Source organism: Mesorhizobium sp. WSM4809 (assembly GCF_055811655.1).
Window position 1 is genome coordinate 12924 of record NZ_JBVVQW010000001.1, and the last position, 22316, is coordinate 35239.

16 protein-coding genes are annotated in these 22316 nt (G+C 59.7%); 5 read left to right on the plus strand and 11 right to left on the minus strand.

Annotation, left to right across the window (positions count from 1 at the left end; translation table 11 throughout):
* The first annotated feature begins 4 nt into the window (after window positions 1-4).
* The 3 genes from AC0L24_RS00050 to AC0L24_RS00060 are packed head-to-tail and all read left to right on the plus strand — an operon-like array spanning window position 5 to window position 4265.
* A complete protein-coding gene (locus AC0L24_RS00050; protein WP_292678497.1) occupies window positions 5-2683 on the plus strand; it encodes an OmpA family protein in 2679 nt (892 codons plus the stop codon).
* A gap of 13 nt (window positions 2684-2696) precedes the next feature.
* Window positions 2697-3191, plus strand: coding sequence for a Rab family GTPase (locus tag AC0L24_RS00055; RefSeq protein WP_128287413.1), 495 nt, complete (start codon window positions 2697-2699; stop codon window positions 3189-3191).
* A gap of 3 nt (window positions 3192-3194) precedes the next feature.
* Window positions 3195-4265, plus strand: coding sequence for an adenylate/guanylate cyclase domain-containing protein (locus AC0L24_RS00060; RefSeq protein WP_473563297.1), 1071 nt, complete (start codon window positions 3195-3197; stop codon window positions 4263-4265).
* 77 nt (window positions 4266-4342) lie between these two features.
* Here the strand turns inward: AC0L24_RS00060 and AC0L24_RS00065 are convergent, their stop codons facing one another.
* Together AC0L24_RS00065 and AC0L24_RS00070 are read right to left on the minus strand one after the other, a co-directional pair.
* Window positions 4343-5023 carry a redoxin domain-containing protein gene (locus AC0L24_RS00065; RefSeq protein WP_127380484.1) on the minus strand — a complete coding sequence of 227 codons (681 nt, stop codon included), beginning with the start codon at window positions 5021-5023 and terminating at the stop codon, window positions 4343-4345.
* A 19-nt stretch (window positions 5024-5042) separates the two neighbouring features.
* On the minus strand, window positions 5043-8339 hold the full coding sequence (locus AC0L24_RS00070) for an adenylate/guanylate cyclase domain-containing protein (RefSeq protein ID WP_128362679.1): 3297 nt from the start codon (window positions 8337-8339) through the stop codon (window positions 5043-5045).
* Between the two features lie 538 nt (window positions 8340-8877).
* Here AC0L24_RS00070 and AC0L24_RS00075 point away from each other — a divergent pair.
* A complete protein-coding gene (locus AC0L24_RS00075) occupies window positions 8878-9006 on the plus strand; it encodes a hypothetical protein (RefSeq protein WP_281035284.1) in 129 nt (42 codons plus the stop codon).
* A 22-nt stretch (window positions 9007-9028) separates the two neighbouring features.
* Here AC0L24_RS00075 and AC0L24_RS00080 read toward each other — a convergent pair whose 3' ends face one another.
* The 3 genes from AC0L24_RS00080 to AC0L24_RS00090 form a co-directional block, all read right to left on the minus strand.
* Window positions 9029-10408 (minus strand): hypothetical protein, encoded by a 1380-nt coding sequence (locus tag AC0L24_RS00080; RefSeq protein ID WP_473563298.1) that lies wholly within the window; start codon window positions 10406-10408, stop codon window positions 9029-9031.
* Window positions 10408-10932 (minus strand): GNAT family N-acetyltransferase, encoded by a 525-nt coding sequence (locus AC0L24_RS00085; RefSeq protein WP_127398873.1) that lies wholly within the window; start codon window positions 10930-10932, stop codon window positions 10408-10410. Before AC0L24_RS00085 ends, AC0L24_RS00080 begins: the two co-directional genes overlap by 1 nt.
* A gap of 74 nt (window positions 10933-11006) precedes the next feature.
* Window positions 11007-12137, minus strand: a complete 1131-nt coding sequence (locus AC0L24_RS00090; protein WP_292633933.1) for a hypothetical protein — start codon at window positions 12135-12137, stop codon at window positions 11007-11009.
* Between AC0L24_RS00090 and AC0L24_RS00095 the strand changes: the two genes are divergently transcribed.
* Window positions 12033-13448, plus strand: a complete 1416-nt coding sequence (locus tag AC0L24_RS00095; protein WP_127319622.1) for an adenylate/guanylate cyclase domain-containing protein — start codon at window positions 12033-12035, stop codon at window positions 13446-13448. The two genes, AC0L24_RS00090 and AC0L24_RS00095, sit on opposite strands and share 105 nt — an antisense overlap.
* 127 nt (window positions 13449-13575) lie before the next feature.
* Here the strand turns inward: AC0L24_RS00095 and AC0L24_RS00100 are convergent, their stop codons facing one another.
* The 6 genes from AC0L24_RS00100 to AC0L24_RS00125 all read right to left on the minus strand — a co-directional run bounded on the left by AC0L24_RS00100 (window position 13576) and on the right by AC0L24_RS00125 (window position 21722).
* A complete protein-coding gene (locus tag AC0L24_RS00100) occupies window positions 13576-14055 on the minus strand; it encodes a class I SAM-dependent methyltransferase (protein ID WP_023809557.1) in 480 nt (159 codons plus the stop codon).
* Between the two features lie 206 nt (window positions 14056-14261).
* Window positions 14262-15443: an ABC transporter permease gene (locus tag AC0L24_RS00105; protein WP_127319624.1), complete on the minus strand. Its 1182-nt coding sequence runs from the start codon at window positions 15441-15443 to the stop codon at window positions 14262-14264.
* The gene (locus AC0L24_RS00110) at window positions 15440-16438 is read right to left on the minus strand and encodes an ABC transporter permease (RefSeq protein WP_473563299.1); all 999 of its coding nucleotides are present in this window, start codon (window positions 16436-16438) and stop codon (window positions 15440-15442) included. Before AC0L24_RS00110 ends, AC0L24_RS00105 begins: the two co-directional genes overlap by 4 nt.
* 2 nt (window positions 16439-16440) lie before the next feature.
* Window positions 16441-18309 carry an ABC transporter substrate-binding protein gene (locus AC0L24_RS00115; RefSeq protein ID WP_473563300.1) on the minus strand — a complete coding sequence of 623 codons (1869 nt, stop codon included), beginning with the start codon at window positions 18307-18309 and terminating at the stop codon, window positions 16441-16443.
* Between the two features lie 26 nt (window positions 18310-18335).
* The gene (locus AC0L24_RS00120; RefSeq protein WP_127395735.1) at window positions 18336-20231 is read right to left on the minus strand and encodes an ABC transporter ATP-binding protein; all 1896 of its coding nucleotides are present in this window, start codon (window positions 20229-20231) and stop codon (window positions 18336-18338) included.
* A 156-nt stretch (window positions 20232-20387) separates the two neighbouring features.
* Window positions 20388-21722, minus strand: coding sequence for an adenylate/guanylate cyclase domain-containing protein (locus AC0L24_RS00125; protein WP_127811228.1), 1335 nt, complete (start codon window positions 21720-21722; stop codon window positions 20388-20390).
* Window positions 21723-22316: the final 594 nt, after the last annotated feature.

Here is a 22316-nt window from a genome sequence, read left to right on the forward strand (position 1 = left end):
GACCTTGACGTCAACCGTCGACCCAATCAGTCTTCCACAAAGAACAGCCTCGAACGATACAGAAATTGATCGCGAGGCTCTGGCTCGTCTTTTGGTCGAAATTGCCCGGAACGTTGATCCGGACTATCGTGCGCGTTTCGACGGAGTCCCAACCGCCGATCCTCGCATGGAAACGCTGCGCCAGTTGCTGGTCAGCCGCGAAATTTCGGAGCTTTCACGAGTTACGCATCTGCTGGACGAACCCGAGCAGCTTGCGGCAGCAGTGGGCGACATTCTTCCCAGTGCGGCCGCGCGAGCGCCTCATGCGCAGCTCGGCGAGGCGCTTGCGCCTGCTGTCGAAAGGGCTGTGCAACGGTCAATCCAGAAGAGCCCGCGCACACTGACGGATATATTATACCCGGTGTTTCTGCCGGCAATTCGCAAGTCGATCGGGGAAAAGATCGACCAGACCTTTCAGTCGCTGAACGAAACTCTAAGACATATATTTACCTGGCATGGGCTCAAGTGGAGATTTGAATCTTGGAGGACAGGAGCAAGCTTTTCGGAAGTTGTTCTTAAGCACTCTCTTGTTTATCGTATAGAGCATGCCTTTCTCATTCACCGCAATTCCGGTCTTTTGATAGCGCATGTAACCGCCGATAATGCAACGAGCGAAGATCCTCAACTCATCTCTTCGATGCTTAGTGCAATTCAGGATTTTGTGAAGGACTCATTTAACGAGAAAGAGCAGAGCGGCCTGGACACAATTCGTTTTGGCGACCTTCGTCTCTGGTCAGAAGTTGGACCGTTTGCGACCCTGGTTTCGGTGATCCGGGGAAATCCGCCAGAGGGATTGCATGAAATACTTCGCGATGTATTGCTTCGCATCCATGAGGAATCCTCACAGGCTTTAGAGCAGTTTGACGGCGACGGTTCGCAGTTGGCCAGCGTAGAGGCGCAGTTGCAGACCTGCGTCGAGCTCAAGCAGGAGGAATCAAACGAGGGATTTCCGTGGCTGGTGGCGGCCGTTGCCCTGCTGCTTTTGAGTCTGGCAGGCGGTTGGTACTTTCTTTCCTGGCAATCAGCGCAGCGCTGGCAAGCTTATGTATCGCGCTGGCAGGCTTACGTGTCGCGACTGGAGGCCCAGCCGGGCATCATCGTTGCCGAACAACAGGCGCGCGACGGCCAATTCTATATTGCCGGCCTGAGAGACCCGCTTGCCGCCGACCCGCAGACCCTGTTGTCTGGAACTGAGGTCGATCCCGCCCAGGTTCATTCGCAGTGGCAATTCTATCAGAGCCTTGAACCGGAGTTCGTGCTGAAGCGGCTGAAGGCGTCGCTGGCTCCGCCGGATTCAGTACGACTATCAATCGACAATGAGCGCATCGTTGCCGAGGGTGAGGCCCCCGACACCTGGATAGATCGGGCGCGTGCAGCGGCCCGACAGCTTTCGGCAGGCGGACCGGAATTCGACATCTCCAAGGTTCGTGACGTAAGCCCCGAAGTACTCGAGGCGGAGCGCTGGCAGGCCTACGTGTCGCGACTGGAGGCACAGCCGGGCATCATCGTTGCACAACAAAAAATACGCGATGGCAGATTCTATATTGCCGGCCTGAGAGACCCGCTTGCCGACGACCCGCAGTCGCTGTTGTCTGGAACGCAGGTCGATCCCGCCCGGGTCCATTCACAGTGGCAATTCTATCAGAGCCTTGAGCCGGAGTTCGTGTTGAAACGGCTGACGGCGTCGCTGTATCCACCAGATACAGTACGACTTTCGATCGTCAATAATCGCATCATTGCCGAGGGCGAAGCTCCCGACACCTGGATAGATCGGGCGCGCGCAGCGGCCCGACAGCTTTCGGCAGGCGGACCGGAATTCGACATTTCCAAGGTTCGTGATGTCAGTCCCGAAGCACGCGCGGCGGAGCACTGGCAGTATTATGTGTCGCGACTTGAGGCCCAACCGGGAATTATCGTCGCCCAACAATCGACCAGGGGTGGACATTTCTATATTTCCGGCCTGCGAGACCCGCTTGCCGCCGACCCGCAAGCTCTGCTGTCCGGAACGGAGGTCGATCCTGCCCGCGTTCATTCACAGTGGCAATTCTACCAGAGCCTTGATCCGAAGTTTGTGGTGAAGCGGCTGACGGCGTCGCTGACGCCGCCGAAATCGGTCCGACTTTCGATCATCCAGGGTCGCATCGTTGTCGTGGGCGAGGCTCCTGCCGCCTGGATCAACCGGGCGCAGGCCGCCGCTGAACAACTTTCGGCGGACGGAGTGGTTCTGGATGTCTCGCAGCTGCGTGAACTGGACCTTGCAGAGCTCAATCATTTGAGAGAGGCCATCCAGACGACCGATATTTTCTTCTCTTCCGGCAAAGTTGTGCCGGGACCAGAGCAGACGCCGGTTCTCGACAGATTGGCGGATCAAATAAAGGAATTCGCCCAAAATGCCCGCAAGTCGGGCGTAACTGCGCGGTTCATGTTGACCGGCCATTCGGACACCACGGGCCGTGAGACGGCCAACGCGTCGATCAGCGCCGCCCGCGCCGAGACAGTTCGTGCGCTTCTCAACAAGCGCGGCGTCGCCCCGGAACTGCTGCTGGTTCGGGGCGCGGGTACCTTTGAACCGGCGGTGCCTGAAAATAGTCAGGCTGGTAGCTCCACCAATCGCCGGGTTTCCGTTACGGTAAACCTGGACTAGGGCGGAGCCCAAGATGTTGCAAAAAAAGATCTGTATGCTGGGCGGGTTCTCTGTCGGAAAGACGAGCCTGGTTCGCAGGTTTGTGAAAAGCATCTTTTCAGAAACCTACTTGACCACGGTGGGAGTGAAGATCGACAAAAAGAGTGTCGAACTCCCGGACAAAACAGTGGATCTGATTTTATGGGATTTGGCCGGCGAAGATGATATCGGCTCATTCCGCGTCAGCCATGTGCGAGGTGCGACAGGCCTCGTGCTTGTCGTCGATGGAACCCGCGCCGCTACCCTTACCGCCGCGCTCACGCTGCGCGAGCGGGTCGAGGCTGAATTCGGTGCTATGCCGTTCGTATTGCTTTTCAACAAATCAGATCTGGCCGATCGGTGGGTAATACCAGATAGAGAAATTGACGAACTGAGGCAACGCGGATGGCAAGTCTATCTGACAAGTGCGCTCTCGGGTGAGCATGTCGATGATGCGTTTCTTAAACTCGCTTCGATGGTCACCAAATAGACCATGCAAAGATTGCCAAGAGAGATCGGAAACTGGATTTACGATTTCTTCTACAACGAGCGTGCTATTGCGTATGTGAAAATTGACGCCCAGCTGCGGACAGCGGCGAAGGGCGGTAACGTTGAACATTACGGGCTCTCATCCCTTCGCATCGGTAAGCCTGTTGCCGATCAGCTTGAATTCATGGAAGGTTTGCTGCCTTGCCCGGAGCTTCCATTTCATATGCCTATGGTCGAACTGCCCAGCGGGCGTGTCGCGGACCTTCATCTTTTTGCTGATGATGACTGCGTGTGGCTGCTCTTTCTTGATGCCACTGCCGAACGCGACAACAAGCAGCGGCTTCAACAGAAGGCTTATGAAATGACTCTTCTGCAAGAGAGGGAGCGCCAACTCAACGAGAAGTTACATTCGGCCAATGAGGCGTTGAGGAAGAGTCAGGAGGGATTGTCGCGTGAATACCAGCGCGCCGAAGCCCTGCTCCTCAACATTCTTCCGGCGTCGATCGCGGAGCGGTTGAAAGCGCACAAGAAAATTGCAGACAACCACGCAGAGGTGAGTGTGCTTTTTGCCGACATCGTCGGTTTTACGGAAAGAGCGCGCAGCGTCGGAGCGGTGACGACGCTCGCTATCTTGAATTACTTCTTCAAGGCGGCGGATCGACTCTCGGAACGACACGGCTGCGAAAAGATCAAGACAATCGGCGATTGTGTGATGGTGGTCGCGGGCCTGCCCACCGCGCGATCCGATCATGCACAAGCCCTGGCGCACTACGCAGTTGAACTGCGCAAGGCGGTCAAACGCGAAAGCTTCGCAGGAGAACCGATAAGACTGAGAATTGGAATTCACTCGGGACCGATCGTCGCTGGCGTCATAGGCAAAAGACGGTTCGCCTATGACTTGTGGGGCGAGACCGTTAATCTCGCCTCGCGTATTCAAACGTCCGCGGAGCCCAGTGAAATCCGTATTTCCGATGCAACGCGCCAACTGCTGGGACCAAAATTTGCTTGCGATCCACTTGAGGAAACGGAATTGCGTGGTGCAGGTCGTGTACGAATGTGGCGGCTCCCAGCCTGATTGTCGCTTGCCGGCGCTGGAGCGCACTGCATCTCAAGCCGCAAATTATTAACGTGAAGATTTGATCAAACGGGACCTCATTGGGCGACTTGCGACACAGCTGACATCAGTTCCTTCGGATTGGGCGCCCCAAACATGTATCGCCCCCCCTCCGGAACCTCCGTGAAACTCCAGCGGACAATTCCCTGCCTGTCCAGCAGGAATTGACCGACCAATTGTCCGTGTCCTGTTGCGATCATCTGTTCGTCGGCTTCGGTCACTTCGTAAGGGTCCTTCCTATCGAGGATTTCGCTCGCTGCAAAAGGATCCATGGGACCGGGCAACTCGCCTGGTATGTCGACCCGCATATCCTTTGCTGCTGCCATCGAGACCTTGTACGGCCAGTTCGTCTCGTTTTGGGTGAATTCGAGATTGGGTAGTCCAAAAGCACGATGTGAAGCGCGTTCAGGGTCGGAGGCCGCAAGCAGGTTCGGCATCGGGTGGTAGCGGAAATAGAGACGCGCTCGTTCGATCGGCGTGTTGACCACCGTCAGGCTCTCCACGCCCCTTTCGCGCAGCTCCGGATCAAGCCGCGCCTGGGCGGCGATGTGGCGCCGGCAGAAGGCACAATGCAGACCTCGAAACAGGCCGACCAGCACTGGTTTTTGCCCGCGAAAGTCATCGAGCGCGATCTTGCCTTCCTGGGTAATGGCGTCAAGCACCAGGTTCGGCGCACGGTCGCCCGGTTGAAGCGGTACCAAGTCACTAGGCGCGGACATTTCCAACCCCTAACCCCGGCTAGTCGAGAAAAGGCAGCACCACAAGCGCTTCCGGGTCGAGCCCGTGCTGGGCGCATATACCCTGCGCCAGGGAAAAGTAGCGTTCGGCCTCGGCCAGATTGTCGAGGTCCAGATTAAGCGTTGCGAGACCATCATAGCACGGAAAGAGCAGTTGGGGCTCGCCCATTTCGCGGGCGACGTCCAGTGCTTCGTGGAACAGGCCAACCGCCAGTTCAGGACGGCCATTGCACTGGTGGATCTGCCCAAGCACGATCAACGGCACCGGCAGGTGCTCGCGCTGGTCGAGCGCCCGGTCGATCTCGATAGCCTTCTCGGCGGCAGGCACGCCCTCCGTTGGACAGCGATCCGTGAAAGTACAACAAGCGACCGCCAGATTGGCGAGGAGGCGGGCCTGGAAACCCAGATCACCAATATGGCGCGCCACGTCCAGACCGCGCCGACAGACCTCCATCGCCTTTGCCGGATCGATAGTCGTGTAAAGCACGCCGAGATTGGTGTAGCCGCGGCAGGCCGCACCCAGCAGACCGGCGGCTTCGGCCAATTCAATGCTGCGCTCGACCTGGCCAACGGCTTCACGGTTTCGTCCGAGGCGAGCCAGCGCAACAGCCTTGGTATTAAGTGCCTCGGCGGTCACAAGAGTGGCATCGCGTCCTACGTCGGAAACATGCTCCGTCGTCAAAGTGCGTACGCAATCCAGCGCCGCGTCCGCCCATTTTGCCGCTAGGGAGTGATCTCCGCTCCGGAACGCCTGTCGGCCACGTTCTTGCCAGAGATGCGCCTGCTCGATCGGGGCATCCGCTCCATCGAGGAGCGCTGCCGCTTCAGCATAGCGGGATTCTGCGTTGTCCCGCTTGCCGACGTCCCAGAGCAGCCGACCGACCTTACGCAAAACGCGCGCCGAAGCGACACGATCTGCCGACTGGCGGTATGCCAGCAACACCGCCTCGTAGTGGTGGTGCGCGACCTGGCGGCGGCCTGCCGGGCCGCTCAGATCGGCAATGCGCTCTGCAATTGCCAGCTTGAGCGGTGTTTGCCCGATCGCACCCAATGCGGTCAGTGCTCGCTCATAGAAACGAAGGGCGTCATCGTTGGCGTATATCATGCGAGCGCGATCACCCGCCGCCTGCAGGCAATGCGCGCCCCTTTCCCGCTCGGCGCTCTGTGCGAAATGATGACCGAGCACCGCCAAATCCTCGAGCCGTTCCGGCTTGTCGCCGTACAGTTGCTCCAAGGCAGCACCGACCCGCCCGTGGATGTCGGTCCGGCGTTGCAGGAGCAGATTCTGGTAGATCACGTCCTGCAGCAATGTTTGCGTAAAGCGGTAGCTTTGCGACGAGCCCGAGCCAGATCCGGCAACTTCCTCGATGATTTCCGCATCGCAAAGCAGTTCGCAGCCGGCTTCTAGCCGGCCGGGGTCGGATGTAACGGTTTTCAGAAGGGTGGCATCGAAGCGCGGGCCAATTACCGCGGCTTCCTGGGCCAACCGGCGCACCTCTTGGGGCAACCGGTCGACCCGAGCAAGCAACATTGCCTGGATCGTGGCGGGAATGCCGGTTGCGACTTCGCCTGCCACAGTCCGCCATCGCTGGCCCTCGCGCATCAATACACCGCGATCGATAAGGCCGCGAACGATCTCCTCTAAAAAAAGCGGGTTGCCGCCCGAGCGCTCGAGGATCTGGCCGAGAAGCCCTCCTGCGGAGTTTACCCAGCTCTCGCCGAAAAGCGCCGCCAGCAGACTGCGTCCGTCATCATTGTTGAGCGGCGAAAGCCTGAGCGCCGTGTGACTGACCCGATTTGAATCGAGTTGGTCGTTGTCCGGCGCTGGACGATGCGTGACCAGCAACATCAACCGTGTGCGTTCCAACCTGTCCATCACGAAACGCAGTGCCTCAAGTGACACGGCGTCGGCCCAGTGCAGGTCTTCCACGACAATCAACAGCGGCGACAACGCAAGCCGCCGTTCGATGATTGTGCGGACTGCGTAAAGAATTTGCCGCCGCAGCTGCTCGGGCTCGACATGCTGCAAGGTGGCATCGGGGTCGCCAAGGCCAAGCACATGGTAAAGCAAAGGCATCAGTCGCTTTGCCTCTTCGCCCTGCAGGCCGAGATCGGTAAGCAAGGCTGCGAGCTTCCCCCGTATTTCATCCCCATTGTCGTTCTGCATCATCCCCGCAGCGCTGCGCACAACTGCGTCCAAGGCGCCAAATGATTGTTCGCCCAGCGGTGAGCACGCGGCCTGCCGCACGGCGACGTTGCGAAAACGATCCTCGTCGCCGACGCGGGCGACGAACTCCTTCACCAGCCGCGACTTCCCGATACCGGCTTCTCCGACGAGGCGGACAAGTTGGGCCGAGCCGCCGCACGCCTGGTCAAGGCTCGCCAACATTCTATGAAGCTCCGCACCGCGACCAATCATCGGCGCGCTGAGGCCGAGCGCCTCGAGCCCACGTGCTGCACGCGGGGCCGCAAGCGGTGCATCCAGTCGATGGACGAGCACGCTGCCGGCCTTGCCGCGAAGCACGACATCGCCCAGCGACTCGTAAGAAAAGGCATGCCGGGTCAGCCTGTGAGTGAGTTCGCCTACCAGCACCTCACCCGGTGCGGCCAGCGATTGCAGGCGCTGCGCCGTATTCACGGTGTCGCCGGTCACCGAATAGGATTTGGCGGTGCCGATGCCCAATCCGCCAGTAACAACCGGACCGGTGTTTATGCCGATGTGGAGTAACAGAGGCGAGCCGGAGTGGGGGGTGCCTTCACCGAGCCGCGCCGTCCGGGCGATCATGTCGAGAGCGGCGCAAAGCGCACGTTCTGGGTCGTCTTCATGCGCCACGGGCGCACCGAACAAAGCGAGCAGCGCATCGCCGATGAATTTGTCGACGAAACCGCCAAAGTTTCGCACGGCCGCCGTCAATTCCTTGAACAGCGCGTTCTGCAGAGCTTGCATCACCTCGGGGTCGAGTTGTTCGCTGAGTGTCGTGAAGCCGCAAAGGTCGGCGAACAGGACCGTTACCGTCCGGCGATCGGCGTCAGAGACGGGATGCAGCCCATAGCTTTCGATGTTCGTAGGCAGCGACAGGATTCGAGAAGGCGGCACGATGGTCCCGCTTGGTTTCGGAACAGGCCGTTCGGCGGCTTTTGCGGACGCACCAAGGCTTGCCCCACATTTCGGACAGAACTCGAAGTCAGGTGCGCAGGGGTAGCCGCAGCTGGCGCATGGCACAGGCTGGCGCCTGCCACACTTCGGACAGAAGGCGTAACCGCCCCCAATCTCGAAACCGCAGCCCGAGCAGTCCATGGAAACCTCACCCGAGCATGATGCCGAAAAGTGTGAAGCGGTTTTCGGACCACATCCTGCTCTGTCTCTTTGACCTAGAGATGGATTCAGATTTCAGGTCGATTCGGCCTGCAATCATCCGGCTCTTGGGGCCATGACTCGTGATCTCGCCACGCCCTTCACGGCCAGGGTATTCACAATGATGAACCGATAGCCGTCAACCGGCAAGCGGCAGCAAATGGGCATCCGTGGGTCCGGTGGCGGAGCGTTGCCGATTCGGACGGCTGCTTGGCCGTCGTTGCGACGTTCTCTCTTCGCCCCTCCGTCTTCCTGCTATCATGGAGATGAGGAGACGGACTTTGAGCGAGAATCGCAGACTAGTCGCAATCCTGGCTGCAGATGTGGTTGGATACAGCCGGTCGCCAGCGCGGACGAAGATTCGCCTCGCGTCTGGAGGGCGTCGCGGCGCCCGGCGCCATCTGCCTGTCCGAGAACGCCTATCGCTAGGTCAAGGCGAGTCTCGACCTCTCGGTCAGCGATCTCGGCACGCGTGGGCGGCATGGCAGGAACTGCTCGCGTCAATCCTGACTATTCGCTGGAATACCGTCGCAAAGTCTTGCCTTACAAGAACCATGCCGATTTCGAACTCATGATCGACGGGCTCCGCAAGGCCGGAATAGTGCAATGACAAATGAGGGCATGCGGTCGGATCAGACGCCAAAGGCTCGGCCGATCTTGCGCCATCGGGCGTTTTCACGAACCAGTTTCAGGTCGTCGGTCGTCTCGGCAAAAGTGTGCGAACGGTAGTGCCCGAGCAGGTCAGGAAACAGCCTCCCTGCCGGCAGGCCGGCAACCTGTTCGCGGACCGACATTTTTTCATCGATGACCCGGGTGCCCCAGGCATTTTCCCGAACCTGCAACTCGGCAGCCAGACCGCGCTCTTCCGGCGCGGTTTCATCCAGCGCAGCCAGCAGGATCGAGTGGAAAAGCGCTACATAACCGATCTGCCTCAGGCCGCCCACGACCCGCACGCGCGGCAATATGGCAAGAACGAGGAACGTCAAGAACAAGTTCGGCAGCAGCACGCCCTCCAGCAGCGCCTGCTTGAGATGCGCCCGCTCGAACGGGATGGAAAGACCGTTCGGCCTTTCAGGCTCGATCAGGTGCCCGTTCTCGAAAACAAGCTTGCGCACGCGCTCCTCGCGAATGCCCCAGAAATAGGCCGTGGCATTGGGCAGGAATCTGCCAAATGGGCCCGATTCGGTCTCTTGCAGGGTACGTTCGAGACGCTGACGCCTTGCGGGCTCAAGGAGCAGCTTGGAAAGAAGGCTGCCGTCATGGTCCAGATGCCGCGCCACGACGGAAGCCGCGAGCCGGTCATCGATGAACACCGGCCGAGCCATGCCAGAACGATCCCAATCGGCGACCAGATCCTCGTTGAGGTCTGTCAGTGCATCGGCGGCGGTTCCAAACACCTTGTCCTGGCTGGCGAGCAGTGTGCCCAGCCAGCGGCTGGCATCCGTTTCGTCGCCCACCGCTTCGAGCGCCCGCTTGTTGAGGGTGACCGGGCCGGCCGCGCAGGCGCTTTTGCGGCATAGTTTGTGGCGCCCCATGCCAAACAAGTTGACCTTGTCGTCGCCGACATCGAGCCATCCCGGCCCCTCCCGGCCAATTGTCTCCATGGTCATCGTCGTTCCCATGAAGCCGACGAACGCCGACAGCCCGTTTTCGACCGCGCCGAGCCAGGCAAACAGGAGGGCATCGAAGGTGATCCTGTCCATCAGCAGCAGGCAGTGGAGGCCGGACTGAATCACCGGTCTGTGGTCGAATTCTTCAAGGGCCTTGCCGACCTCTTCAGGCTGCATGATCAAATCAAGGCGCTGATGCAGTACATCAAGCAGGATCGAACGGGCAGCGATCGCCGGACCCGAAGCAGGCCTTGCCACCGGCCGCCACAGATGGCGGGCGTATTCGGAAACCGGTGCATTCCAGTTCTGCTCGATGTCACGCACGACTTCCGGGCAGAGCAGTGACAGCACTGCCAGAACATCCACCGGAGCCTTAAGGGTCGGATCAAAGTCCCAGGTCATCAGAACCGCAGCCGGGCCATGCTCAGAAGGTCGTGATACCGTCCTTCGGTAAAGCCGGCCTTCACATGCCGGCCTTCGACCTCGAAGCCGTGGCTTGTGTAGAGGCGGATGGCCGGTTCATTGTCGGCATAGACGGTCAATTCGACTCGCTTCAGGGCGCGCCAGTTGTCGGCCACGTCAAGCAGCGCGCCAAGTATGGCAGAGCCGATACCCTTGCCGACAAAGCCATCGTCAAGGCCGATATTGATCTCGCCGATGTGCGAACGGCGCGGCGAACCCTGCACGACAAGGCTGCCATGGCCGACGACCTTGCCGTCCAGCTCGGCAACGATCCAGGTGGTTTCCTGGCCGGACTTGGTGATACGCCGTTCTACCTGCTCCACCATCTCGAATGGCACCCTGAGCGTGCCCCAGCGGAAGCCCGGCATGTTGAAGATGGCGCAAAGCGCCTCCGCATCGCTTGGCCGAATGGCCCGGAGTTGCGGCTGGATTTTCTTTGGGAATGGCGAGGTCGTGCTGGTCATGGCTTTCCCGGCAAAGGCAATGGGCCCGGCACGATGCACCGGACATCATCTGAAAATCCAGCCATCTCATCATCCTATGATGCCGATTGCGCGCTGAAGTACCGGGAGACGGCGTAGAGTTTGAAGATGCCGCTGATTCCGATCCAGCCGAAAAGGGCGAGCCAGCACAATGTTCCCGTCGCCGTCCAGTCGATCCGGTGCACTGCGGCCTCGGTGATGACAAGGCCAAGGATGGCAAACAAGCCGACCAGAAACTGCGCCAGACCGAGCACCAGCAGCTCTTCGCGCGGCGCGCTTTTCCAGACGAGATATGTGCCGCCCGCTCCGGCGAGGAAGATGGCGCTGTAAACCTGAGCGTGGAAGGCGTCGATCGGCCACGGCCAAAAGCCGCCGAATGTCAGGGGAAACAGCAACAGACCGACGCCATAAAGCCCAAGGATCGCCATTTCCATCGACATATAGCCGCGCCATGCAGAGTTTAAGGTCACGCCCTTTGCGGAAGGACGGCCCCCGGCCCGTAACAGGAACAGCCCGGATACCGCGACCGAAGCAAGATAGACCAAGAACCAGAGCCAGGGCGCTTTCCGCTCGAAGTTGAAATAGCCGAGATTGATGAACGAAGCCGCCGAAACGATGACGGTGAAGATGAAGGCCATGACAAGCACTAGCCTGCCTGGCGACCAGCGATTCCAGACCAGCAGCGCCGCCATCACGGCCATTTCGGCGGTGTAGAAGCCGCCGAGGAAGCGGGCGTTGAACGGCGTGACGGCCCAAGGCCAGCGCGGCCTGACCAGCGCAGGCGCGAAAAAAAGGCCGGCGCCGACGATCAGGACGATGATGATCCCCGCCGAGAAAAGCCGCAAGGCCGCGGGAAATGGCGGGTTGTCGGGTGTCGGCGCGGGAGAAAGTCCCAAAGATGAATACCCCATGGACCCACCATAGTACCGCTTGGGATCGGTGAAAATCCCGACGGATTGACACGTCGGCGGGCTTTTCCATTCGAATGGCCGTACGATCCGTTTCGAAGTAAGATGGAGCGCTCGGAACGAAGACCGGTTCCGGTCAACCACCTCGGGGGTGCATTTTCCGGAGACTGCACGATGACCGAAATTCAGGATCTGTTCTCGCTTTTGCGGCAATCGACCGATGTCGATCCCCAGGCAATCGACGCGATCCGGCGGACCATCGCGGAAGGCAAGGATCATGAACTTTGCCGCATCAATGTGCCGGCTTTCGCCAGCAAGCATGGCCTCGACGAGGAACGCGCCATAAGCGCCTTCCTCCATGCGGCGCGGGTGGGCATCTTCGACATTTCATGGAATGTTCTGTGCCCCGGCTGTGGCGGCGTGCTCGACACCAACGCTACGCTGAAAACCCTGCAGAAGGACGAATACACCTGTGCGCTATGCTCCGAAGGCTATTCGCCGACCCTCGATGAGATGGTCGAGGTGACATTCACCGTCAGCCCTCGCGTGCGCAGGATTGCCGCCCACAATCCACACGAACTGCCGTTGGTGGAATATTTTCGCCAGATTTACTGGGGATCCGGCGTCGATCTGCCGGAAGAGGGTTTGGCGAAAAACATAGAAGCGTTCTCGCTGGAGGATATCGAGCTGGCGCCGGGTGAAAAGGCCGTTCTGCCCATACAGCTTCCGTCCGAATTCATCATCGTCTTCGAGCCGGTCACCCATTCAGCGCAGTTCATCGACGCGAAGGGCGAACCAACAAAAGAGCGGCGAAGCCTGTCGTTGGCTTTCGACCGCGACCATGTCCAGAACCAGACACTGGAAATGCAACCCGGTCCGCTGCGTATTTCGCTGGAAAACAGGACCGACACCCGCGTGCTGCCGGCAGTCTTCATCGCCGGCGAGGCATTGCATAATCTCCTGGGCAAACGCCGGCCTTTTCTGACCGCCAAGCGCCTGCTCACCAACCAGACGTTCCGCGACCTCTATCGTACGGATACGCTCGACATCAACCAGCGCCTGAAGATCACCAGCCTCACCTTCCTGTTCACCGACCTGCGCGGATCGACCGCGCTTTACGAGCGGGTGGGCGACCTTTCAGCCTTCGATCTCGTGCGCGTGCATTTCCAGGTTCTGCACGAGATCGTCGCGGCGGAGGCAGGCGCGGTGGTGAAGACCATCGGTGATGCGGTGATGGCGACATTCGCGACGCCTGATCGCGCGATGGCTGCGGCCCTCAGGATGCGTGATGCCATGCGTGCGCTCAATGACAGAAGCGGGCGCGAGGATCTGCTGCTCAAGATCGGTGTCCATGCCGGCCCCTGCATCGCCGTGTCCATGAACGAGCGACAGGACTATTTCGGCCAGACGGTCAACATTGCTTCACGGGTCCAGAACCTGGCCAACGCACAGGCTATCTTCGCAACCCGCGCGGTGGTCGACGACAATCTCACCGCCGATCTGTTGCGTAGGAACGCTCTGACGCCCGTGCCTCACGAAGTCTCGCTGCGCGGCATCGAGCGGGAGATCGCGGTGTATACAATCCCCTGAGCAATTGGGCCGTCCAGAGCAATCCCAGGGAAAGTGTAAACGGTTTTTCGGGAAAAACGCGTAGCACTTTCCCTTGGAATTGCAGTAGAGCAGCGTTTGCGTGAAAAGATGAGGCGCTCTCGGCCGCTCACACGCGCTTGCAGAGGAAATAACGATCGGCGGGCTCTGAAGTCGGCGCCGGGAGGCGTTGCAGCAGCGGGTGATCGAGCGGCGTGCCACTGACCGCGAAGCCGCCGACCCGAAGCAGGCTCGCAATCAGATCGGGAAGCCAGGTAGCAGTCACTGCATCCCGATCGTCATAGCCGGTGCCGATGTCGGCATGTACAAGGGCGGCTTCGATGCCAATGAACTTGCGGGCCGTCTCGCGTATTTCGCCGAGCACGAGGTTTTCGGCTTCGGGAATTGAGCTGGCATGTGCGCCGACTTCGCGGTCGAACACCACGATCCGGCGCCCGGGCAGGCGCTCGCGCAGATGGTGGAACGTCCGACCGTTGCCGAGGCCGAGCTCGAGTACAAGCCCCTCCATCTTCGCCACCTCGACGCAGACTTGGTCGAGAATGTCGCGCTGTGCGGTCATCCTGCTGATGAAATTCTCGAGGCGACTCATATGCTTTTGTGTGTCCTGAACCAGAAAGAGATCGTCAATGCCGCCGACAAGAACTGTTCACGGGTGAATCCCGAAGGCGTAGTGCGAAACTCGATCACGTGTCGGCACATATAGAGGCGGACCATGAACACTGCAACAACCGTACAGGCAGCCGGCAGGATCATACCGGGTGGAATAGGCGGCACGGCGCGCGGCAAAATAACAACTCATTTGTAGGGATCTGCGGCGTCCCGCAAGCCGTCACCGAGGAAGTTAAACGCCATGATGACGAGAATGACGGGAAGCATCGGCAAAAGCAGCCATGGATAGAATGCGATCACGCTGACGCTGCGCGCCTCGGTGAGCAGGATGCCCCAGCTGGTTATCGGCGCTCTCAGGCCGAGCCCGAGGAAGCTCAGCGCCGTCTCACCCAGGATCATGCCGGGAATGGAGAGCGTCGCCGTGGCGATCAGATGCGACATGAAGCCGGGAATGAGATGCCGGCCGATGATGCGGCTGCTCCCGGCGCCCATCAATTGCGCGGCCAGAACGTAATCCTCTTCGCGCAAGGCCAGAAGCTTTGAACGCACGGCCCGCGCCAGTCCGGTCCAGTCGAGCACTCCGAGGATCACGGTGATGCCGAAATAGATCAGGATCGGACTCCAGGTTATCGGCATGATCGCCGCCAGGGCCAGCCATAGCGGAATGCTGGGAATCGATTGCAGGACTTCGATTATCCGTTGAACGATCAGATCGAAGATACCGCCGTGATAACCGGCCAGTCCGCCGATGACGATGCCGAGCAGGAAGCTGAAACTGATGCCGACGAGGCCGATTGTCAGTGAAATGCGTGCGCCATAGATCATGCGCGAGAGCACGTCGCGCCCCAGCCTGTCGGTGCCGGCCAGAAAGAGCTGGCCGTTTTCGGCAGCGCAGACAAAATGCCTGTCACCTTCGATCAGGCCCCAGAACCGGTAACTGTCGCCCTTGCAGAAGAAACGGAGCCGCTGAACATCGCCCTGGTCGTCGATGTAGTTCCGCTTGAGCGTGTCCATGTCCAGCGTCATCTGGCGGCCATAGACGAACGGCCCGACGAACTCGCCGTTGTGGAACAGGTGCACCTGCTGCGGCGGCGAATAGATATAGTCCATGTTGCGTGTGTGCAGATTGTAGGGCGCCAGGAACTCGCAGATCAGTATCCCGAAATAAAGCACTATCAGGAATATGCCGGATACAAGGGCAAGCCGGTGCATGCGGAATTTCCACCACATCAACCGCAACTGCGACGCCTGAAAGACCTTCGACTGCTCCGCCGTCATCGCCTCGACCGACTGCAGGTCAAAGGGCGCGCTGGAAACGTAGTGTTCTAGTGGAGCACCCGGAGCGGGGAGCGGCGAATCCGTCTTCATTTGGTGCTGCCGCCCTGCAAACGAATTCGTGGATCAAGCACCGCCAGCGCCAGGTCTGAAATCAGGACACCGATGACTGTCAGGAAGGCTAGGAACATCAGGAACGACCCCGCCAGATACATGTCCTGGCTTTGCAAGGCCTTGATCAGCATCGGCCCGGTCGTTTCCAAAGACAGCACGATCGCCGTGATTTCGGCGCCGGAGATGATGGCCGGCAGGATAGAGCCGATGTCGGAAATGAAGAAATTGAGCGCCATGCGCAGCGGATATTTGACCAGCGCCTTGAATGGATGAAGGCCTTTGGCGCGCGCGGTCACCACATATTGCTTGTGTAGCTCATCGAGCAGATTGGCGCGCAGCCGCCGGATCATGCTTGCCGTGCCCCCGGTGCCGATGATCAAGACCGGGATCCAGAGATGGGCGAGTATCGACTTCGCCTTGGCCCAGCTCATCGGCTCGCTGAGATATTGCGGGTCCATGAGATGGCCGAGGGACGTGCCGAACCAGATGTTGGCGAAATACATCAGGATCAGCGCCAGCATGAAGTTCGGAATGGCAAGGCCCAGGAGGCCGAAAAAGGTCAGGCCGTAATCGCCCCAACTGTATTGATGCGTCGCGGAGTACATGCCGATCGGAAAGGCGATGAGCCAGGTGAAGATGATCGTCACGAAGGAAACCAGCACGGTCAGCCACATTCGGTCCCCGACGACGTCGCGAACCGGCAGCTCATATTCGAAGGAATAGCCGAAATCGCCGTGCAGCATCCCGCCGACCCAGTAGAAGTAGCGAATGATCGGCGGCTTGTCGAAACCATATTCCTTCCGCATCATCTCGATGCGATCGGAATCCACCCCTTCGCCCTGCGCCCGAAGCTCGGCGACATAGCTGTCGAAATAGTCGCCGGGGGGAAGTTCGATGATCGTGAACACCATCGCTGATATCACCAGCAGCGTTGGAACCATCACAGTAATGCGCCAGACAATATATCGAAGCACGCTCAGGACTCTCCAAGCCAGAATGTATCCGGCATGTAGACACCGAAATAGGCGGTCGGATCGTAGCCGAAGAGCGCCTTGTCAGGCAGATTGCGCAGCCGTGAGGACACCAGAATCGGCTGATGCGTTCCGTTCACGGTCCCGATCGAAAACACCTGATCGGTGTAGATCGACAGCATCGAATTCCAGATTTCGGCGCGCTCTGTCGCTTCGGTCGATGCGTTCCAGCGCTTGAGCAAAGCCATCAACTCGATCACTTCAGGAAGATCGGGCGCCTCGCCCATCTTGCCGTGAGACAAGTAGTGAGCACCCCAGAGCGGCCATTGCAGTTGATCGTCGATGGTGGGGGCCAGCTGGCTCGGGTTCATGTCGGCGGTCGGCACGCCATTGTCGATGCCCGACCACATCGACATCATGATCTGGCCGCCAAGCGCGCGGCTGCGGAAGATGTCGCGCTGCGAAGTCCGGATGAACAGGGCGATGCCGATCTTTCGCCAGTGATCGGTGATGAGTTCGAGCGCGTCGGTTTCCAGTGTGCTTTCGCCGGCGGTTTCCACGATTATCTGGGCAGAGCGTCCATCGGGAAGTATCCGCAGGCCGTCATCGTCACGTGCCAGAAGCCCGACCTCGTCGAGCAGTGCATTGGCCTGGTCGGGATCATGGGCAACCCAAGCTTTAGCGAATTCCGGCCGGTAGAGCGGGCTCTCGGACAAGACCGTATCGGCGCTTTCCTGCGCCAATCCGTAGAACACAGCCATATTGATCTCGCGCCTGTCCACGGCGAGCGAAAGTGCGCGGCGCACGCGCACGTCACGCAGAAGGCCACGCCACACCTGGTCGGCGCAATTCAGATTCGGCAGCAGCGCCAGCCGAGAACCCTGTGTACGTTTCCACAGGTGCATCTTCACCGGATAGCGCTTCTCCGCGTCTTTCAGGAAGGAGTAGTCGCTGAAGTCAATTCCCATGCATTGCAGGTCGCTCTCGCCCGCACCGGTCTTGGCGGAGATGATCGCCGATGAGCTGACATTCATGATGATCCGGTCAACATAGGGCAGTTGCCGGCCGTTCTCGTCTATTCGATGAAAGAACGGGTTGCGCTCGAAGATGAATTGCTCGGCCGGCGGCTTGGTCCGGTTCTGCCAGGGGTCGAGCGTCGGCAGTTCCGGGTTCTCCGGGCGATACTGCCGCGACATGCGGATATGCAGGAGCGTCCATTTCTGGGTCCGGTTCTCCTTCATCAGGCCGGCGAGCCGGAATGAATCCTGATATTTCTTGTGGAACTGCTTGAGATAGGCGGCCGGCAGGACAAGCGATAGCGGCGAAGCGGCAGCGAGCTTGGGCAGGAAGTCTGGATTGGGCGCATCCCAGCTGTAGCGGACCGTCAACGGATCGACGATCTCGAAGCGTGGCGGCTTGCCGTCCGCCAGCAGGGCGGGGGCGAGCCCGCCTTGCGAAAGCTCGTCGTTCAGCCAGACATCTTCCCAACAATAGCGAAAATCCTCCGGCGTCAGCAGGCTGCCGTCAGACCATTTGTGCCCTTCCCGTATCTTGAAGGTGAAGACGCGATCATCCGCCACGTCGAAACGCTCGAGAATGTCGGGTTGCATGTTGAGCTTTTCGTCATAGCCGACCAGGCGAGAATACCCGTAGATCGTCATCATCCGGATATCTTTCTGGCTGCCGATGATTGTCCGCAGCGTGCCGCCATACTGGCCGGGCAGCCGGCCCATTGCAGCGAGATTCAGCGCGCGCGGACTCTTGGGCAGGCGCTCAGCGAGTGTCGGCAGCGCCTTGACCGTCAGTTGTTGCCGAAGAAATTCCGGCTCCAGATCGCCGGCGCGCGACGTCCCTGGCAGAAATGCCGAAGCCATGAGACCAAGGACGGTGCGCCGGCTGATCAATGGCGTAACTCACTGATATCGGCCGAATGTCTCGCCAGCACGAGGTGGCCACCGCCAAGATCGAGTGGTGACAGCCTATCTTCGTCGCCCTCGTCGCGGAATTGCGGTCCCCATGCGCTGGTGTCGGAAGCTCCGCTGAGCTTCAGCGTCTTGAAATCCATCGGCCTGTCGAGATCGGGGAAAGGTACCGCGGCGACCAGGGAGCGCGTGTAGGGGTGGATTGGTTTTCTGAGCAGAATTTCGCGCGGCGCAAGCTCGACGATACGCCCGCCGCACATCACCGCGATGCGGTCTGCCATGTAGTCCACCACCGCCAGATTGTGGGATATGAACAGGTAGGTCAGGCCCAGTTCTTTTTGCAGGTCCTTCAGAAGATTCAGGATCTGCGCCTGGACAGAGACATCGAGCGCCGAAACCGGCTCGTCGCAGATCAGGAGTTCGGGCCCTAGCGCCAACGCACGCGCGATGCCGATGCGCTGACGTTGCCCGCCGGAGAAACTGTGCGGATAGCGCTTTATGAAGCGCGGATCGAGCCCGATTGCCTGCATCAGGCTCTTGACCGTGGCGAGTCGGGACGCCGCATTGCCACGTTGATGGATCTCCAGCGGCTCGCTCAAGATGTTCTCCACCGTCATGCGAGGTGAAAGCGACGAAACCGGGTCCTGGAAGACCATCTGGATTTTCGCGCGCAATATGCGCAGGGCATCTCCCTCTGCGCCCAGGACGTCGGTCGGTCCATCGCGGCCGTTGAAGATCACAGAACCGCCGCTGGGGGTGATGGCCCGCATGAGGATCTTGCTGACGGTTGTTTTGCCACAGCCGCTTTCGCCGACCAGACCCAGACACTCACCCCGCCTGATGTCGAAGCTCACGCCGTCCACGGCGCGAACAGAGGTTTGATGACCCCCGCTGAACCATCCGGACTTGCGGGTGGTGAAGGTCTTTGTCAGATCCCTCACCGAAAGCAGAATGTCCTCCGGCCCCTTCGATGCCGGCGCAGTCTGCTTGCCGAGCAGGTTCCCAACGTTCACCGGCACCTCGCGAAGCGCCTTTAGCCTTTCACCAGGCTTCAGGTCGAAATGCGGAACGGCTGCCATCAGGCCCTTCAGGTAAGGGTGGCCCGGCCGGCGGAATATCGCCTCGACAGGCCCCATTTCCATGATCTCGCCATGGTACATGACCACCACCTCGTCGGCGACATTGGCGACCACGCCGAGGTCGTGCGTGATCAGCAGCATCGCCATGTTCAGCTTGGTCTGAAGCCCGCGCAGCAATTGCAGGATTTGCGCCTGGATGGTGACGTCCAACGCCGTCGTCGGCTCGTCGGCGATCAACAAAGCAGGCCGGCAGATAAGCGCCATGGCGATCATGGCGCGTTGCCGCAATCCTCCCGAAAGTTCAAATGGATACATGTCGTAGGCGCGCTTGGGATTGGGAAATCCGACAAGGCCGAGCATTTCCTCGGTCCGCGCCTTGCGCTCCGCCCGAGCCATAGGCGTATGAATCTGCAACGATTCGCTGACCTGGTTGCCGATCGTGTGCAGCGGCGACAGCGATGTCATCGGCTCCTGAAAGATTTTGCCGATGCGACTGCCTCTCAACGCCCGGATTTCGGTTCCGTCACGCTGCATCTGCAGGATATCCTGCGTCGTTCCGGGCTTTTCAGGATCAGAAAACAGGATACGGCCGCGAACATGGGCCGTATTCGGCAAAATGCCCATCACTGCCTGGCTGAGAACCGATTTTCCGGAACCGGACTCGCCCACAAGCGCGGTAACCTTGCCGGGCAGGACGCGAAGATTTGCGCGCCTGACGGCATGCAACGGTCCCCCGATCATGGCAAAAGAGATGCCAAGATCCTCGATCCGCAGCAGATCAATGCCCGAATTCATCCTCACACCAGCCCCACTCTGGCAGTCTGCCGGGCGGCAGACCCAAAAGCGAGACTAGCGTATTGCCAGCCTAGAGCAACTTGGATTCGAATCGAATTCCGCGACGGAACCGGCGACCGGGCTGCACACCAAGGCTTTCGGACCGGATCGTGTCGGTTACTGGAGCTTCCTCCGGTCGCTTGCCGACAACCGCGCGGCATCGCGATGAAGCAGCATGACCTGCTCGGCGTCCGATATCCGGTCGTGAATCGGCGCAGCGTCTTCATCGAGGGCGAGAGCACCCGACAAATCGGGTGAAAGCACCGTCAGCTTCTGCTTGATACCCGCCAGTTCCTCCGTGCCGAGCGTCAGCCAACTGTTGTCGCCGCAATAGCTGGCGAAGTCCTTGCTGGCGAGAACGCTGTGCGGATATTTCTTGGTCAGGGTCTGGAGACGCTGGACCTCGTTTACAGCCGAGCCGAAGACAGAGAATGTCAGCCGGTCGGTAAGCCCGACATTGCCGAACATCACATTGCCGACATGCAGGCCGATACCAAACTTTATGTCGCCCAGTCCCTGCTCCTTTCTGCGCAGATTGAGTTCCATCATGCGCGCGCTGGCCTTGTGCGCTGCCGCAAGAGCAGCCTGGCAGGCGATCTCGGACTGCGAGCGATGCCTTTCGCAGGGGTAGACGGCGATGAAGCCATCACCCAGGAAACTCATGATCTGCCCGCCTTTGCGATTGAAAGGCGCAGCGATGGCATCGAAAAACTGGTTCAGCGTATCGATGTAGATTTCGCGACCGGAGGTTTCGGCAAGCCTTGTCGACCCGCGCATATCGCCCATGACCAATGCGGCCCGGATTGTGTCACCCTCGCCGCGCTTGATCTGGCCGTCCAGCACACGCCTGCCGGCGTCGCCGCCAAGATAAGTGGTCATCATGTTGTCGGCGAGCTTGGTGAGCACCGCCATCTTGGTGGCGATAGCGAGATAGTTCTGGATCCGCAGTAGCGCCGAAATCATGCCGTCGCTGAAGCCAGACGCACTGTCGGTCGACCACGACCCCATCATGCCCTGGCTGGTATCGCCGTTGAAGGGGTGCACGAAAGCCATGTAATCGGTGACGCCCATACGCCTGAGGTCGTCGAAAACAGGAAACTCCGACCGCACCGACGGGTCAAGCCGGCGCCGCAGGTGGTCGAGCTTGTTGCTGAGCAGATGGTAATATGGGCTGGTCAGGAATCTGTCGGAATGAACGCCGTTCTCACTGCGGAAGCCTTCCACTTCCAGGCCCTGGCCGCGAAGCCAGGTAAAACCAAGCGCGTCATAAAGCGGATGAAGCATCGAAAAGCTCAAATGCACCCGCTTCAGCGGCAGGCCGGCAGCAGCCAGCCGTTCACAAAAGCCCTTTACCAATGTTTCCAGGTCGTTGCCCGCCAGCGCCGATTGGCTCAGCCAGTCGGCAACTTTATCCATGAGAATGGTGGAAATTTCTGCTTGCGCTGTGCTCATGCCATCTCAAACCCGTCGAAGACGAGCCATCTCCTTTGATCCGCCACACAATCGAAGTCAGTGAAGCCGGCTTCGGCGACGAAAGCCGGCGAAGAATTTCCTAAATAACTCCTTGCAGGAAGGAAGCAGGCGTAAAACAGCATCTATCACCTGGAACCCTATGTGGCGAGGCTTCCGGCGGAGTGCAATCTCGATCCTGACATCGGGCAAAGAATTCGCCGTCTCAGACACCGTCGGGCCTTCACCACTGTCTCTTGGGCACCCCGAGATGGCCAAAAAAATTGCGTGTGTCGACGATCAGAGGAGCGTGATCAGCGATCGCCTGATAGTCGATCGCGTCGTGGCCGGTTGCCACGACGACAGCATCGAATCTTCGGGGCTTCCGGTGTTTCGTCAGCGGTGTCGGAACGCAGATTATGATGGCATCGCAGACGGCTAGTTCGACAAATCCGCAGTGGCGCGGAACCGCCCGGTCGGCAAGGGCTGTCGACGTCACTGCCTCAAGGAGGATTGGCCGTTGTTCAGGCTCTCGACCTTCCGGGTTTCGATGTCGAAGCCGGAAAACCGGGGACCCGGCGCGTGCGATCGCAACCG

Bases quoted from the DNA above. Each gene is read 5' to 3' on its own strand.
- AC0L24_RS00055 (WP_128287413.1), top strand. From the start codon at position 2,697: ATGTTGCAAAAAAAGATCTGTATGCTGGGCGGGTTCTCTGTCGGAAAG.
- AC0L24_RS00060 (WP_473563297.1), top strand. From the start codon at position 3,195: ATGCAAAGATTGCCAAGAGAGATCGGAAACTGGATTTACGATTTCTTC.
- AC0L24_RS00065 (WP_127380484.1), bottom strand. From the start codon at position 5,023: ATGTCCGCGCCTAGTGACTTGGTACCGCTTCAACCGGGCGACCGTGCG.
- AC0L24_RS00070 (WP_128362679.1), bottom strand. From the start codon at position 8,339: ATGGACTGCTCGGGCTGCGGTTTCGAGATTGGGGGCGGTTACGCCTTC.
- AC0L24_RS00075 (WP_281035284.1), top strand. From the start codon at position 8,878: ATGGCAGGAACTGCTCGCGTCAATCCTGACTATTCGCTGGAATACCGT.
- AC0L24_RS00080 (WP_473563298.1), bottom strand. From the start codon at position 10,408: ATGACCTGGGACTTTGATCCGACCCTTAAGGCTCCGGTGGATGTTCTG.
- AC0L24_RS00085 (WP_127398873.1), bottom strand. From the start codon at position 10,932: ATGACCAGCACGACCTCGCCATTCCCAAAGAAAATCCAGCCGCAACTC.
- AC0L24_RS00095 (WP_127319622.1), top strand. From the start codon at position 12,033: ATGACCGAAATTCAGGATCTGTTCTCGCTTTTGCGGCAATCGACCGAT.
- AC0L24_RS00090 (WP_292633933.1), bottom strand. From the start codon at position 12,137: ATGATCCTTGCCTTCCGCGATGGTCCGCCGGATCGCGTCGATTGCCTG.
- AC0L24_RS00100 (WP_023809557.1), bottom strand. From the start codon at position 14,055: ATGAGTCGCCTCGAGAATTTCATCAGCAGGATGACCGCACAGCGCGAC.
- AC0L24_RS00105 (WP_127319624.1), bottom strand. From the start codon at position 15,443: ATGAAGACGGATTCGCCGCTCCCCGCTCCGGGTGCTCCACTAGAACAC.
- AC0L24_RS00115 (WP_473563300.1), bottom strand. From the start codon at position 18,309: ATGGCTTCGGCATTTCTGCCAGGGACGTCGCGCGCCGGCGATCTGGAG.
- AC0L24_RS00120 (WP_127395735.1), bottom strand. From the start codon at position 20,231: ATGAATTCGGGCATTGATCTGCTGCGGATCGAGGATCTTGGCATCTCT.
- AC0L24_RS00125 (WP_127811228.1), bottom strand. From the start codon at position 21,722: ATGAGCACAGCGCAAGCAGAAATTTCCACCATTCTCATGGATAAAGTT.